At 62.4% G+C, this 15,361-nt stretch carries 12 protein-coding genes; 11 read left to right on the top strand and 1 reads right to left on the bottom strand.

Translation table 11 applies throughout. From position 1 onward, the window contains the following. Positions 1-201: 201 nt before the first annotated feature. Both C6366_RS04825 and C6366_RS04820 read left to right on the top strand, forming a co-directional pair. Positions 202-1,437: a DVU_1551 family NTP transferase gene (locus C6366_RS04825; protein ID WP_158269648.1), complete on the top strand. Its 1,236-nt coding sequence runs from the start codon at positions 202-204 to the stop codon at positions 1,435-1,437. 60 nt (positions 1,438-1,497) lie between these two features. After that, the gene (locus tag C6366_RS04820) at positions 1,498-2,487 is read left to right on the top strand and encodes a histidine phosphatase family protein (RefSeq protein ID WP_158269647.1); all 990 of its coding nucleotides are present in this window, start codon (positions 1,498-1,500) and stop codon (positions 2,485-2,487) included. A gap of 47 nt (positions 2,488-2,534) precedes the next feature. Here C6366_RS04820 and C6366_RS04815 read toward each other — a convergent pair whose 3' ends face one another. Next, on the bottom strand, positions 2,535-3,242 hold the full coding sequence (locus C6366_RS04815; RefSeq protein ID WP_146164771.1) for a hypothetical protein: 708 nt from the start codon (positions 3,240-3,242) through the stop codon (positions 2,535-2,537). 383 nt (positions 3,243-3,625) lie between these two features. Between C6366_RS04815 and C6366_RS04810 the strand changes: the two genes are divergently transcribed. The 9 genes from C6366_RS04810 to C6366_RS04770 all read left to right on the top strand — a co-directional run bounded on the left by C6366_RS04810 (position 3,626) and on the right by C6366_RS04770 (position 15,359). Next, on the top strand, positions 3,626-4,651 hold the full coding sequence (locus C6366_RS04810) for a molybdopterin-binding protein (RefSeq protein WP_107736284.1): 1,026 nt from the start codon (positions 3,626-3,628) through the stop codon (positions 4,649-4,651). A 60-nt stretch (positions 4,652-4,711) separates the two neighbouring features. Next, entirely contained in the window at positions 4,712-7,441 is a 2,730-nt protein-coding gene (locus tag C6366_RS04805; RefSeq protein WP_107736213.1) for a molybdopterin-dependent aldehyde oxidoreductase, read from the top strand. A gap of 120 nt (positions 7,442-7,561) precedes the next feature. Further along, entirely contained in the window at positions 7,562-9,871 is a 2,310-nt protein-coding gene (locus C6366_RS04800) for a pyridine nucleotide-disulfide oxidoreductase/dicluster-binding protein (RefSeq protein WP_107736283.1), read from the top strand. Beyond that, positions 9,871-10,086 carry a DVU_1557 family redox protein gene (locus C6366_RS04795; RefSeq protein WP_107736212.1) on the top strand — a complete coding sequence of 72 codons (216 nt, stop codon included), beginning with the start codon at positions 9,871-9,873 and terminating at the stop codon, positions 10,084-10,086. The genes C6366_RS04800 and C6366_RS04795 overlap by 1 nt, the downstream gene beginning before the upstream one ends. Next, entirely contained in the window at positions 10,086-10,832 is a 747-nt protein-coding gene (gene trsM / locus C6366_RS04790; RefSeq protein WP_107736211.1) for a DVU_1556 family methyltransferase, read from the top strand. Before C6366_RS04795 ends, trsM begins: the two co-directional genes overlap by 1 nt. A 13-nt stretch (positions 10,833-10,845) precedes the next feature. Continuing rightward, a complete protein-coding gene (locus tag C6366_RS04785) occupies positions 10,846-11,304 on the top strand; it encodes a DVU_1555 family C-GCAxxG-C-C protein (RefSeq protein ID WP_107736210.1) in 459 nt (152 codons plus the stop codon). A gap of 256 nt (positions 11,305-11,560) precedes the next feature. Beyond that, complete coding sequence (gene trsS, locus C6366_RS04780; protein WP_107736209.1) at positions 11,561-12,937, top strand: radical SAM (seleno)protein TrsS; 1,377 nt, start codon at positions 11,561-11,563, stop codon at positions 12,935-12,937. Beyond that, positions 12,931-14,280 carry a DVU_1553 family AMP-dependent CoA ligase gene (locus tag C6366_RS04775; protein ID WP_107736208.1) on the top strand — a complete coding sequence of 450 codons (1,350 nt, stop codon included), beginning with the start codon at positions 12,931-12,933 and terminating at the stop codon, positions 14,278-14,280. The genes trsS and C6366_RS04775 overlap by 7 nt, the downstream gene beginning before the upstream one ends. Further along, positions 14,277-15,359, top strand: a complete 1,083-nt coding sequence (locus tag C6366_RS04770; protein WP_107736207.1) for an XdhC family aldehyde oxidoreductase maturation factor — start codon at positions 14,277-14,279, stop codon at positions 15,357-15,359. The genes C6366_RS04775 and C6366_RS04770 overlap by 4 nt, the downstream gene beginning before the upstream one ends. Positions 15,360-15,361 lie beyond the last annotated feature (2 nt).

Here is a 15,361-nt window from a genome sequence, read left to right as displayed (position 1 = left end):
TCCTTTTACTTTGCCCTTGTCTATCACCAAGCGATCGCCCTTCGTCAATCATGTCACGATTTCGCAACAAGGAGTGACGATACCGACCGATATTGTGTCAGGGTTGACATATCATTATTTGCAAGGCAAGTTGTGCGACCAGCTATGCACAACATGTATTTATCCTCAAACCCGTATCCTGGGTCACTCTCCCCTTGTCTCATGTCGCCACGCGGAAACTGGACCGCCGTCATCCTGGCCGCCGGCTTTTCCTCGCGCATGGGCTCCTTCAAGCCCCTGTTGCCTTTGGCCGGGCAGACGGCCCTGGAACGTTGCGCCACAGTGTTCCGCGAAGCAGGCGTGGACGACGTACGCGTCGTCGTCGGGCACCGCCGAGATGAGCTGGAACCGCTGGCACATGATTTGGGCCTGCGTACGATCATCAACGCCCATCCCGAAAACGGCATGTTCTCTTCGGTTCACCGGGCCATTCAGGCCATGTCCGCAACGCCGCTTCCACGGCCCTGGGCCTGTCTGCTCCTGCCCGTGGATATTGCAACGGTACGCGGCGCGACCGTTTCCCGACTGCTCGCGCACTGGACCTCACTCTGGCAGGGCAACGGGAACGCGCCGCAGGTTCTGCTGCCGCGTTTCCACGGCCAAACCGGACACCCTGCCTTGCTGACGCAGGATGCCTTTGCGGACATTCTCAATTGGGGCGGAACCAATGGTAACTCCGGAGGTCTACGCGGCTGGATGCAGCATCGTCTGCCCAGGGGCCCGGCGACCGTGGCCGTGGCCGATGCAGGCATCCTCATGGACATGGACAGACCAACAGACGCGGACAAGCTGCGGAAACACCTGATCCGGACCCATAACCTGAGCATCCCCACCCCTGAGGAATGCAGCGAGCTTCACTTGTTGTACAGTCCGGATCCATCTCGCCGCGCGATCCGGGTCCATTGTCTGGCCGTGGCCAGAGCCGCCCTGCGCATGGCTTCGACCCTGAACAGAAACGACCCCAACGGTGAACGTATGTCTTTGGAAGTACTGGCTTCCGCGGCCCTGGTCCACGACGTGGCCAAAGGCGAGGCGGAACATGGCCAGGCCGGAGCCGCGTTCCTGCGCGGACATGGTTTTGTGGTGATCGCCGAACTTGTCGCCAGGCATCACCAATTTGACGCCGTCGGCCATGGGGAAGTGAATGAGACCACGCTCCTGCAACTGGCGGACATGCTGCTCATCCAGGACAAGCCGTCGAGCCTGAAAGAGCGTTTTGCCATGACCGTGGAACGTTTTCGGGACAACGCGGCGGCATTGATGGCCATCCGAACCAAATTCAGCACGGCCAATCGGTTGTACGAACAGGTGGCCCGACGGCTCGGCGAAAAACCAGAGACCACTGCCCAACGGCCTATTCCGGAAGAAACCGGGCTGCTCGCGGGGTTCACGCCGTGAGCCTCATGTTGGCGTCTCGAAACGCAATGCTCAGCACGAAAATGAAGGATGGACAAGCCCATGCGTGACGGCATTTATCGCCTCAAACTTACGGCCCATGACGGCATGGAACATGGGGCCATTCACCTAGCCAACGGTGCGTTTTTCGGAGCCGGATTGGGGTACGTTTATCAGGGTCGTCTTGAACCGATTCAGGACGACTGGCTGACCGGCACAATGAAGATTCGCAAGACAGTGGATCAAACAGCCCCTCTCTTGGGCCAGTTCAAGGAAGCAACGCTGGATATCCGCGGAACCTGGGACCCGGTCAGTCGATCCTTTTCCTGGAGAGGCCAAGCCTATGGTCACCACAGCATCGTCATCCAGGGCCAAGGCCATGAACTGCCAGCCCGGAGCGAGCCCGCACCCCGCCTTCCCATCTTCAAGCCCAGCTCCCTGATCCTGCTGCGCCATGCCAGCGTGGAACGGTCTCCCGGCATGCTCTTCGGCACGGACGACGTTCCTCTCAACGACGTCGGACTGCGCCAGGCCATGGCTTGGCAGTCCGTATTCGCAGCCAGCCCGCCCGCTGCAGTCTTTGTCAGCCCGCTGCAACGCGCCGTACAAACGGCCCGGCTGGCCGTGGCGGCCTTGGCGGACACGCTGTTCATCCGCGAAGAGCTGCGAGAAATCGACCTTGGAGCGTGGGAAGGGATGAGCAGGGAGGAAATTGAACGCCACTCTCCCGGAGCCTGGGAAGAACGGGGGAAAAATTTTGCTGGATATCGTCCCGCAGGCGGGGAGAACTTTCAAGATGTACAGGACCGGATTTATCCCGTTTTCCAGGAGATGTCGGCCATGGCTAAGGCTCAGGACAAACCCGTGCTGGCCGTGACCCACGCCGGAGTGATCCGAGCCCTGCTCTGCCACATCCTGGGCATGCCCATGAACAATCTGTTCCGCATTCAAATGGATTGGGCCAGCCTAAGCATTCTAGAGCCGGCAGCGGGAATGTGGCGGGTCCGCTGTGTCAATATGCTCCCATTTGAACAAAGATCACTCCCAGGGTGATGCAGCCCTCGTGCATCCGTTTCTTCCTGATCCGAAACCTTGTTGATTCAGGCCAACGGCCGTTCCCGTAAAATCGCAAGAATCCTCCTGCTCAAAGTGCCCCCGGCTCGGGCGTTGTTGAACCGGTATTCGCATTCCTTGAGGTGCAGCCGGAGCGTATGCGGACATACTCCGCGCATTCTGGATATTCTGGCCCGAAGATACGCCAGAAACAGGGCGACGACTTTCTCCCCTTCCCTTTCCTTCCCCAGCTCCGCCAGGATTTCCTCCTGGTCCGGGCTGTAAAAATCCAGATCGATATTCGACTCGACAACGCTGACGTATCCGTTGTTTTTCCAGCCGCGCAGCCGAATTTTTCCCGTGCGGACGAGCTTCAAGGCTTCGAGATCCTTGCCGGGAAGAATTTCAATACCCAGTCGACCCGGTGCATGAATCGCTCCCCGCATGACATCCACCTCGTGGGCGTTGTTTGCAAGCGCCTCCGAATCCCGCGCCTTGGCCTTGCTTGAAGAGCGTTCGGGATGCACGGAAAAAAGCATCTCCGCGTTCCGCCTCGTCTCCCCGATCGCTCCATCCAACGCGCACTGCTCGGCCAAGGCCAGCCTGATCTTGCGCAAATACTCGTTGACCGTGGTCCGGCTCACGCCGACCGCGTTGGCGATCAGGGTGGCTTCCACATCCTTGGCGAACATCCGGACCACGTCCCGCAATTCCTTCTCCGTCAGCTTGGCTCGGGCCGCATACCGATTTTTCATGCTTCGAGGTTTGGGATGCGGATTCACGAACATGCCCCACAGGTCATTATAGGTAACTATGAGTTTGCCAGAGTAAAAATATATCATTCATATGGATAGATCCAAGGCAAAATACAACTATAATTAACCAGAAACAACAATAAAACATGAAAAGTTAAATATTTTTTTCTTCGATTGATTTTAAGATGTTAGAAGCGAAACGCCGCTTCTGTTCTGGTCTTGTCGGGCTTTGCCCGTCCTGTTTCATATGACAATGGTGACACATCAATCTAGCAAGGTAAAGACATGCTCGGTGCATCTGAGCGGTTTCCCAACCCCCTCCCACTTCAGGATCGACCATGATCAATGTCGACGTCCAATCCGCCTCGAACAGCACCCGCCCCATGCGCGTAATTCCGGTAGAACAGGCCGTGGATACCGTGCTTTGCCACGACATCACCCGGATCGTGCCCGGTGAATTCAAGGGCCGGGCTTTCCGCCGCGGACACGTGATCCGCTCCGAGGACATTCCGGCCCTGCGCAAGCTGGGCAAGGACCATCTTTACGTCTGGGATCTTCAGGACGGGCTGGTTCACGAGGATGAAGCGGCTCTGCGCATCGCCCGGGCCGCCGCGGGTTCCGGAGTGAGCATCAGCCAGCCCTCCGAGGGCCGGGTCAATCTGATTGCCGAGCATGACGGGCTGTTGAAAATCGACACCAGCGTCCTGCACAAAATCAATTCAGTGGATCAGGTGGTCATGGCCACGGCCCACGGCAACCACCGCGTCCTCAAGGGACAGCCCGTGGCCGGAACCCGCGTCATCCCCCTGGTGATTGCTGAATCCACGGTGGCCCAGGTGGAGCTAACCTGCCGCCTGGCCGCTCCCCTGATCCAGGTCAAGCCGTTTCGACCACTGCGCGTCGGCGTGCTGACCACGGGCAGCGAGGTCTATCACGGGCGGATCCAGGACAAATTCGGCCCGGTGTTGCGCCGCAAGTTCGACGAGCTGGGCTGCGTGACCATGCCCCAGGTCTTCGTACCGGACGACGTGGACATGACCGTACGCGCCATCCGGGGCCTGATCCGGGAAGGGGCGGAGATGCTGGCCGTAACCGGCGGCATGTCCGTGGACCCGGACGACCTGACCCCGACGAGCATCCAGGCCGCCGGAGGCCGGGTCGTGACCTACGGTGCGCCCACCTTTCCCGGAGCCATGTTTTTGCTGGCCTTCATCGACGAGGTTCCGGTGGTCGGCCTGCCCGGCTGCGTGATGTACGCCCGGAGCAGCATCTTCGACCTGGTGGTTCCGCGACTCGTGGCCGGGGAAAATGTGACCAAAGCGGAAATCGTCGCCATGGGTCATGGCGGATTGTGCGCCGGCTGCGCCGAGTGCCGCTATCCGATCTGTCCCTTTGGCAAGGGAGCGTGAGGACCGCGCTTTCCGATACGACGAAACGTATCTTCAACAATTGTAACGAAGGAGAGCAGCATGATTCAGAAACGGTTTTTCGTGAACGGGGTGGAGCGCAACATCGTCGTGGACGGGGACGCGTCCCTGGCCGACGTGCTGCGCGGCCAGATGGGCCTGACCGGGACCAAGGTCGGCTGCGGCGAGGGTCAGTGCGGCGCGTGCAGCGTGATCATGAACGGCAAGGTCATTCGTTCCTGCGTGACCAAGATGAAGCGCGTGGATGACGGCGCCAAGGTTGAGACCATTGAGGGCGTGGGCCAGCCGGGCAACCTGCATCCATTGCAACAGGCCTGGATGGTCCATGGCGGCGCCCAGTGCGGTTTCTGCTCGCCGGGCTTCATCGTTTCGGCCAAGGGCTTGCTGGACCAGAACCAGAATCCCAGCCGCGAGGATGTCCGGGACTGGTTTCAGAAGCATCGCAATGCCTGCCGCTGCACCGGCTACGTGCCTCTGGTGGATGCGGTCATGGATGCGGCCAAGGTGCTGCGCGGCGAAATGAAGCCCGAGGAACTGGAATTCAAGCTGCCTGAAGGCCAGAGCGCCCTGGGCAGCTCCCTGCCCCGGCCCACGGCCCTGGGCAAGGTCACCGGAACCCTGGATTACGGCGCGGATCTGGGCATGAAGCTGCCGGACAACGCCCTGCACCTGGCCCTGGTTCAGGCCCAGGTCTCCCACGCCAACCTTAAGGGCATCGACGCCTCCGAGGCTCTGAAGATGCCCGGCGTACACAGCGTGCTGACCCACAAGGACGTCAAGGGCAAGAACCGGATCACCGGCCTGATCACCTTCCCCACCAACAAGGGCGATGGTTGGGACCGTCCGATCCTTTGCGACGAGAAGGTCTTCCAGTACGGCGACGCCATCGCCATTGTCTGCGCGGACACCGAGGCCAACGCCCGGGCCGCCGCGGACAAGGTCAAGGTGGACCTGGAAGTTCTGCCGGCCTACCTCAGCGCTCCGGAGGCCATGGCCGAGGACGCCATCGAGATCCACCCCGGCACCCCCAACGTCTACTACGAAACCCAACTGGTGAAGGGCGAGGAAACAGCGCCGATCTTCAGCGATTCGAACATGGTTACAGTGGAGGGCGACTTCTACCTGCAGCGCCAGCCGCACATGCCCATCGAGCCGGACGTGGGCTTTGCCTACATGGGCGACGACGGCAAGCTGTACATCCATTCCAAGTCCATCGGCGTGCATCTGCACCTGTACATGATCGCTCCGGGTTTAGGCCTGGAAGCAGATCAACTGGCCCTGGTGGCCAACCCCATGGGCGGCACCTTCGGCTACAAGTTCAGCCCGACCATGGAAGCCCTGGTGGGCGTGGCCGCCCTGGCCACCGGCCGTCCGGCCTTCCTGCGCTACAACTACAAACAGCAGCAGCAGTATACCGGCAAGCGCTCGCCCTTCTGGATCAACCTGAAGTTCGCTGCCACCAAGGACGGTGAGCTGAAGGCCATGGAATCGGACTGGTCCGTGGACCACGGCCCCTATTCCGAGTTCGGCGACCTGCTGACCATGCGCGGCACCCAGTTCATCGGCGCGGGCTACAACATCCCGAACATCCGCGGCAACGGGCGCACGGTTTGCACCAACCACGCCTGGGGCTCGGCGTTCCGGTCCTACGGATCTCCCCAGAGCTTTTTCTCTTCCGAGTCCCTGATGGACATGCTGGCCGAGAAGCTGGGCATGGATCCCCTGGAACTGCGCTACAAGAACTGCTACCGCCCCGGCTCCACCACGCCCACGGGCCAGGATCCGGAAGTTTTCCCCCTGCCGGACCTGCTGGACAAGCTCCGTCCCAAGTACCAGGCCGCCAAGGAAAAGGCCAAGAAGGAGTCCACGGACACCCTGAAAAAGGGCGTCGGGATTTCCCTGGGCATCTACGGCTGCGGCCTGGACGGCCCGGACTCCTCCGAGGCCTGGGCCGAGCTGAACCCGGACGACACCTTCACCATCCACACCTCCTGGCAGGATCACGGCCAGGGCGCGGACATCGGCTGCGTGTGCACGGCCCATGAAATTCTGCACAAGATGGGCGTTCCGCCGGAGAAGATCAACTTCACCTGGCCGAACACGGCCAAGTGCCCCAACTCCGGCCCCTCCGGCGGTTCTCGCCAGCAGGTGGTCACGGGCAACGCCATCCGGGTGGCCTGCGAAGAGTTGGTCAAGGCCATGGAAAAACCCGGCGGCGGGTTCATGACCTATTCCGAGATGAAAGCCGCGGACAAGCCCACCAAGTATGAGGGCAAATGGTCCGCGGCCGGGGCCAAGGACTGCGACACGGCCACCGGACAGGGCAAGCCCTTCCTGGTCTACATGTACGGCGCGTTCATGTCCGAGGTCACCGTGGACATCACCACCGGCGAGACCAAGGTCGATCGGATGACCCTGGCCGGCGACGTGGGCAAGATCGTGAACAAGCTGGCCGTGGACGGCCAGATGTGGGGCGGCCTGGCCCAGGGCATCGGCTTGGCCCTGTCCGAGGACTTCGAGGACATCCAGAAGCACGCTTCCATGGTCGGAGCCGGCTTCCCGTACATCAAGACCGTGCCGGACGATCTGGAGCTGATCTACATCGAGTCCCCGCGCCCGGACGGCCCCTACGGTGCCGCCGGAGTCGGCGAGCTTCCCCTGACCAGTCCTCACGTCTCGATCATCAACGCCATAAGTAACGCCTGCGGCGTACGCATCACCCATCTCCCGGCCCGTCCGGAGAAGGTGCTGGCCAAACTGCAAGGCAAGTAAGCACGGATGTGACAAAGGGGGCGGGCCTTCGCGCCCGCTCCCGCAAAAGGAAGAAAAGCGATAAGTCGTAGGGGCGGTTCACGAACCGCCCCTACATAATCCCCAAGAAAAGTGACCGGCATGGAACAGCATGAACTGCGCGCCTGGGAAAACAAGTGCATCCAGGAAGAGCCGCCCTATTGCCAGGCCGCCTGCCCGCTGCATGTGGACGTCCGGTCCATGGCCCGGCTGATGGCCGAAAATCGGCTTGCCGAAGCGCGCAAGGTTTTGGAACGAACCATGCCGTTGTCCGAAATTTTCGCCCGGATCTGCGATCATCCCTGCCAAGCGCCGTGCCGACGGGGCGACGTGGACGAGGTAATCCGGATCGGGGCACTGGAGCGGGCTCTGGTGGAAGCCGTTCCTTCAACTTCACGCCAACTCCTGCTGCCCTCCAAAGGCCGTCGAGTGATGCTCTTCGGCAGCGGCCCCAGCAGTCTGGTGGCCGCGCACGACCTGAGGCGCAAGGGCATAGAGGTGACACTCAAGCACGGCGGTGCCATTCTGGGCGGGGTGCTCTGCAATCTGCCCGAAACACTGCTGTCTGTTCAGGCCCTGGAAGCGGGACTGGAGATGCTGCGGTCCCTGGGCGTGGTTTTCGAGGCGGACCCGGACATGGGGTTGGATACTCTGGAAGCTGCGGTCCTACAGGTCGACGCGATCTATGTCGGCCTGGACGATCCCTGGACCACCTGGGCCAGGGAACTTGCCCAGACAGCCGATCCGGTCTCTCTGGCGACGAGCAGGGACAGAATTTTCGCCGGGGGAATCGTCCAAAATTTCATCGACTATTCACCTATTTTCCTGGCCCTGGCCGGACGCAAGGCCGTGCTGTCCATGGAGCGCCTTTTTCAGGGCGCATCCCTGACCGCGGGCCGGGAAAAGGAAGGGCCGCATCCCACGCGCTTGTTCACGTCCATTGACGGTATTGAGTCGTCCGCGGCCGAACCCATGGCCGACCCCGCGAGATACTCCGGCGAGGAAGCGGTGCATGAGGCGCGGCGCTGCCTGCTGTGCGAATGCATGGAGTGCGTCAAGGCCTGCGTGTTCATGGAGCACTACAAGGGCTACCCGAAAAAACTGGCTCGGGAGATCTACAACAATCTCTCCGTGGTCCAGGGCATGCGCCAAGCCAACCGGATGATCCTCTCATGCAGCAACTGCGGACTGTGCGCGGCCATCTGCCCCCATGACTTCCACATGGGCGAATTCTGCATGACCGCGCGCAAGGAAATGGTCCACACCAACAAAATGCCCGGCTCGGCCCACGACTTCGCCCTGCGCGAGCAGGCCGCGGCCCTGTCCGACGAGGAATTCCTGGTCAGCCATGAACCGGAAAAAACATCCAGCACATATTGTTTTTTCCCCGGCTGCCAATTGGCTGGCTCTTCCCCTGAGCATGTCCGATTCGTCCTGGATCATTTGCGCGACTCGCTTTCAGGTGGGGTGGGCGTTCTGCTGACCTGTTGCGGCGCACCGGCGCAATGGGCGGCCCGCCGGGATTTATTGAACGGGGCCGTGGACCGCATCCGCCAAGCCTGGGAGGAATTGGGCCGACCGAAGATGATCCTGGGCTGCACCACCTGCCGCCGCGTCCTGAGCAAGACAGCCCCGGAGATACCGACGCGTTCTCTCTGGGAAACCTTGGTCGAACAAGGACTGCCCGGCACGGCGAAACCGGCTTCCTCGCCACTGGCTCTGCATGATCCCTGCACGAGCCGGGATCAAAACGATGTCCGCGCGGCGGTGCGCACCATCCTGCACGCCCTGGAACAACCTTTCGTAGAACCGCGACTGGGCGGCGAACTGACCGAATGCTGTGGTTTCGGCGGCCTGATGGACGCAGCCAACCCGGCCCTGGCCGAAAAGGTGGCCCGGACGCGAACCGAACGGACTCCGGAACATTTCCTGGCCTACTGCGCCATGTGCCGGGACAGCCTGTCCCGCTCCGCCAAACCCGTCTTTCATCTGCTGGACCTGCTGTTTCCGGACAGCCTGGACGCGGCCCAGCCCGCCGGCGCCACGCCCATGATCCGCAAGGGACCAAACCTGCCGGATCGCCGTCAGAACCGGGCCCGGCTCAAGGAACGGCTCAGCGGCACGCCGCTTCAGCCCAAGGCGCATCAGAAGCTATTCCTGTTGCTGGAACCCGACGCAAGAACCGTGGTCGATCACCGCCGCATCCTTGACGATGATCTGCACCGGGTCGTTCACGCCGCGGAAACGGACAAACGGCGTTTCACCGATCCCAAAACTGGTCGCCTGCTTGCATCACGGCGCATCGGCCATGCCACGTTCTGGGTCGAATACGAGCCGTTGGACGAGCTGCCGGATACGTACCGGGTGCATCGGGCCTGGATGCACCGGATGGTCGTCAAGGAGGAAAGTTGATGCAACGCTTTCCGGATTTAAACGAAAAGTACGCTGAATGGACCTGCGGGCAATGCGGCGGACCGTTGCGGCTGTGCGCGGTCAAGGCCGCGTACATGGGCAGCGAGTTCGAGCTGGAGCTGCCGGGGTGCCCGACGTGCCGGATGTATCTCGTTTTTGAGGAACTGGCCCTGGGCAAGATGTTGGAAGTCGAGCAGCTACTTGAGGACAAGTAATGGACAGACCGGATCCGCCCTTTCACCGGTGTGCCGGATTCCGCCGTGTGGCGGGCGAGACGCTGCGCCCCGGAGGGCTGGGCCTGACCGAGCGGATGTTGGAGCTGTCCGGCCTGCCGCCGGGGTCGCGGATACTGGACATGGGCTGCGGGCTGGGCGTCAGCGCCCGGCATTTGATGACCGAACGGCGGATGCACGTCACGGCCTTGGACCTGTGTCGCGAAGACCTGCTCCAGGCCCGCCGCCGGGACGACCTCGTGCGTTACATCCAGGCGGACATGAACCATCCGCCGTTGCGTCCGGGGCTGTTCGACGCGCTGCTTTGCGAATGCGTCCTGTCCTTGAGTCCTGATCCCGGGCCGTCCCTGAACCAATGGGCCGACCTGATCAAACCAGGAGGACGTCTGCTGATCACGGATATCTATCTGCGTTTTCGGCAATCATTTCGGCAAGCACCTCTGCAACCTGTTGGCCATCCACGTCCCGACTCTCCGCGCGATTGTTTCCAGGGGGCCATGACCGAAACGCGGCTTCGAGATGAGTTCAACCGCGCGGGATTCAGGGTGGACGTCTTTGAGGACCATTCCCGGCTGTTGGCTGAGTTGACGGCCAAATTGATCTTCGCGGGGCTGGACCGCGAAGGGTTCCCCGGGGCATGGAATACAGGTTCGAAATGCTCCGGAACGCGGCCAGGGTACTGCATGCTCCTGGCCGTGAAACACGCCGCGGCTCATGACGCCGCATGAGGAAACGTTGATAATGAACGACATGGAAACCGCCCTGCTGCGTCTCTCCGGCAAGGGATACTGTTGCAGTCAGATTTTGGTTCTGTTGGCGCTCGAACTGCAAGCTGTCGAGAACCCAACCCTGGTCCGGGCCGTCTCCGGACTGTGCAACGGTTTGACCCTGGGCTCCGGAACCTGCGGGGTGCTGACCGGCGCGGCCTGTGTTCTGGGACTGCATGCGGGCAAGGGCCGTGACGAGGAGCAACCCGACGACCGTCTGCCCCTGATGACGACCGAACTCTCGGAATGGTTCGCCGAAACGGCCTGCGCCGGTTTTCCCGGAATTCGCTGCGAGGACATCCTGGGCGGCCCGAACCAGCGACCGGACCTGAGCCGATGCGGCGGGCTCCTGGTCAAGACATGGGCCAGAACACTGGGAATCCTTCAGGAACACGGCATGGATCCCACGGGGACCAGGGAAGCATACTCGTGACGTCACGCAAAATTTTGATCCGGAATCGGCCATGTCCGCCGTCGCCAGGCGCACAGATCAGCAAGGACTCGGAGTCCGGGCTGGTCGCGCTCGTCATGTCGAGAACCTCCGCACAGCCTGCAGTGTATACGGCCTCCACCATTTCGAGTCGCCGTTCGCATAAGAATCATGCACCAGTGTCCGCCGAACACCGGTGCAGAGTTGGGCGACGGCGGACATGGCCGGTTCCGGATCATCCTGAAACCTCGGGATTACCATGAAGCCGCTTCAGCTCCCTCTTTCCTCTTCGACCGCCAGCGTCTGCCCGGAGTGCCTGCGGCCGCTCCCGGCCGTGCTCGTGGGCGATGGAGAGGACGCGTATCTGGAAAAGCGCTGCCCGGTCCACGGCTGGTTCAAGACCGTCGTCTGGCGTGGAAGCCCTTCTCTGGAATCCTGGCGGCGGGACAAGACGCCCACCTCGCCCGCCGCGCCCCATCACCCAGGCCAAAGTCGAGGCTGCCCTTGGGACTGCGGTCTGTGCGCCCAGCACCGCCAACGCTCCTGCACGGTCCTGGTAGAGGTCACCGGGCGCTGCGACCTGCGCTGTCCGGTCTGCTTCGCGGACTCCGGGGGCGGAGCGGATACGGACCCGGATCTCGCCGCCCTGGACGAGCGCCTCCGTCGGGCCTTTGCGCAAAGTGGTCCTGTTCCGGTCCAGCTTTCCGGCGGGGAACCGACCATGCGCGACGATCTGCCGGAAGTGATCGCCCTGGCGCGGCGCATCGGCTTTCCCCACGTCCAGTTGAACACCAATGGCCTGCGCCTGGCCCGGGAGTCCGGGTATGCCGGGACGCTCCGAGATGCCGGTGTTTCCTGGGTCTTTCTGCAATTCGACGGGACCAACGACGCGGTCTTCACCCATTTGCGCGGACAACCGCTCCTGGAGACGAAATTGACCGCGATACGGGCCTGCGGGCAGGCAGGGCTGGGCGTGGTCCTCGTGCCCACGGTGACGCCCGGCGTGAACGATCACGACCTGGGCGGGCTGATCCGGCTCGCAGCAAGGCATGTACCCACGATCCGGGGCGTGCATTTCCAGCCGTTGAGCTACTTCGGCCGGTATCCCCATCCCCCCGACGACAACCAACGCATCACCCTGCCGGAAATCATCCGCGGCTTAGAGAAACAGACCCACGGCCAAATCCAGATGGACCATCTGCGCCCTCCGGGATGCGAGCACGAACGCTGTTCGTTCCACGGCAACTTTCTGGTCCAGCCCGACGGAGTTTTGCACTCCCTGGGGCCGTCCCGCTCGTGCTGCGGCCCGGACTTCTCCAGCCCGGTCGACGGAGCCCAGACGGCGGTGGACGTGGTCGCCCGCCAGTGGTCCGCGCCAAGACCGATGGAAGAGGCTTCCGCATCATCGGCGCAACAAATCCCCGGTGCCCTGGACGTCTTTCTCCAACAGTCCCGCCGCACTCTGGCGGTCACGGCCATGGCCTTTCAGGACGCCTGGACCCTGGATCTGGAGCGGCTCAAGGGCTGCTGCATCCACGTGGCCGCTCCGGACGGTCGGCTGGTCCCGTTCTGCGCCTGGAATCTCACCTCCCGCAACGGCCAAAGCCCGCACAGCCAGAGGACTTGGCCATGCTGACCACGCCCATCACCCCGCTGGACGAATGGGTTGCGAAGCAAATTGGAGCGGGCCGCTCAAGGGCTCCCTCCTTGACTTTGGTGGCGCTTGAGCGCTGGCAGGACGAGAAAAAGTCGGCTTTGGTCCATCGGGTCCGTGTGAGAAGCCCGTTCTATCGCTCCCGACTTCCCCGCGTTCCCGCGGGACCCTGCTCCCGTGAACAATGGGAAGCCTTGCCCTTCACCACAGCCGACGACCTGCGCCGCCACGCACCGGACATGCTCTGCGTCTCCCAAGGAGAGGTCTCCAGGGTGACCACTCTGCCCACATCCGGCACCAGCGGCATGCCGAAACGGATATTCTTCACCGGAGAAGACCTGGAGCGCACCGTGGACTTCTTTCATCATGGCATGAGCACCTTCACCAAACCCGGCCAACGAGTCCTGGTGTTCATGCCCGGGGAGCTGCCGGACAGCATCGGCGACCTGCTGAGCAAGGCACTGCCGCGCATGGGCTGTGAGGCCGTGGTTCACGGTCTGGCCGGTGATCCTGAAGCGGCGTTGGAAGCAATCCATGACGTCCAGGCTGACGTCATCGTCGGCCTGCCCGTCCAGGTGCTGGCCATGGCCCGTCATCCCAGGGCCGCCCTGGGTCGGCGGCTGTGCGCCGTGCTGCTCAGCGCGGATCACATCTCCCAAGTCGTGCGCCAGGCCGTGGAACAGGCCTTCGTCTGTCCGGTCTTCGCCCACTGGGGCATGACTGAAACGGGATACGGCGGCGGCGTGGAATGCGCCGCACGGCGAGGCTACCACCTGCGCGGCGCGGATTTGCTCGTGGAAATCATCGACCCGGTCAGCGGGCGGATTCTCCCTGACGGGCTTCACGGCGAAGTGGTGATCAGCACTCTGATCGCCCAGGCCATGCCCCTGCTGCGCTATCGAACTGGGGATCTGGCCTCCCTGGCCACAAAACCGTGTCCGTGCGGCTGCCGTCTGCCTCGCCTGGGCCCGATTCAGGGACGCCTGCGGGATCAGGTCCGCATTGACGACCAGCGGACCCTCTCCATGGCCGAACTGGATGAAATCCTCCTGACGCTGCCCTGGCTGTCCAATTATCGCGCCGCTCTGCGCCGAAACGATCACGGCTGGCTGTTGGATCTGGAAATCTTTCCGTCCGAAGAGCCCGGTAAGGCCCAAGACGGCTCGGCACGACGCCAAGCGGTCGAAACGGCGTTGAACGCCTCGGGACTCCTGAAACAAACTGGCTTGCGTCTGAGAACGATCACTCTGGGCGCTTCGACGGACCGGCTCAGCGGCCCGGTCAAACGCAGCCTGCAAATCGAACCTTCATCGGGGAAAACATGAACCGACTGGAAAACGACATCCTGGCCCTGCTGGAATCCGGCGAACCCGTGGCCCTGGCCACCATCGTCAGTCTGGCCGGGTCCGCGCCGCGCACTCCGGGAACGCGGATGGCCGTGCGCCGCGACGGCGCGATCCTGGGCACCATCGGAGGAGGGCGGCTGGAGGCCGAGGTCATCCAGGCCGGACGGGAAAGCCTGCACACAGGGAAAAGCCTGTTGAAACACTTCGAACTGACCGGCAAGGACGCCCGGGAAATGGACATGATCTGCGGCGGGGTGCTGGACATCCTGGTGGAGCCGTTGTCCTCCGACGCGCAGACCGTCGCGTTGCTGCACACCTTTGAGCGGTTGCGCGATGCCGGAAAGGAACTGCTTCTGGTCACGCTGTTGCGTGACGCGCCGGACTACGAAAAACAGCTGCTCTCCGAACGTCTGTTGGTTGAACAAACGCCGGAAGGCCCGGTTTTTCATCCTCGACGACCTGAAAACCACAACCTCCTGCTTCCCCTGCTGGAGACGGCCATGGCCGAGCGATGTCCAACGATGTTTACCATAGAGGACGAGCGGGAGAACGATCGGGTCGTGATTGAGCCGGTGCTCGCCTCCGGCACGATTCACCTGTTCGGCGCGGGCCATGTTTCCAAGGAGGTCGCCGCCCTGGCCCATCAGGTGGACTTCCGGGTGGAGGTCTACGACGACCGGCCCGAGTTCGCCAACCGCGAGCGCTTTCCTCGGGCCGCCGCCGTGCATGTGCCTGAAGACATGGCCGAAGCCCTGGACCCGAAGCGCATCGATCCGAACAGCTACGTGGTGATCATCACCCGTGGCCACAAATACGACATGGACGTCCTGGCCCAGGCCCTGCGAACCGAGCCTTGCTACATCGGCATGATCGGCAGCCGCCGCAAACGGGACAAGATCTATGAGTCCTTGCGCAAACAGGGCTTCAAGGAGGCGGATCTGAGCTGCGTGCGCTGCCCCGTGGGGCTGGACATCCATGCCGAAACCCCGGCCGAGATCGCCCTGAGCATCGTGGCCGAGTTGGTCAGCTTCCGCGCGTCAATGAAAGACCGAACATGACA

It is taken from the genome of Desulfonatronum sp. SC1, from assembly GCF_003046795.1.
Classification (GTDB): domain Bacteria; phylum Desulfobacterota; class Desulfovibrionia; order Desulfovibrionales; family Desulfonatronaceae; genus Desulfonatronum.
Note: the sequence above shows the minus strand (reverse complement) of the source record. Positions and strands in the feature narration are given on the sequence as shown.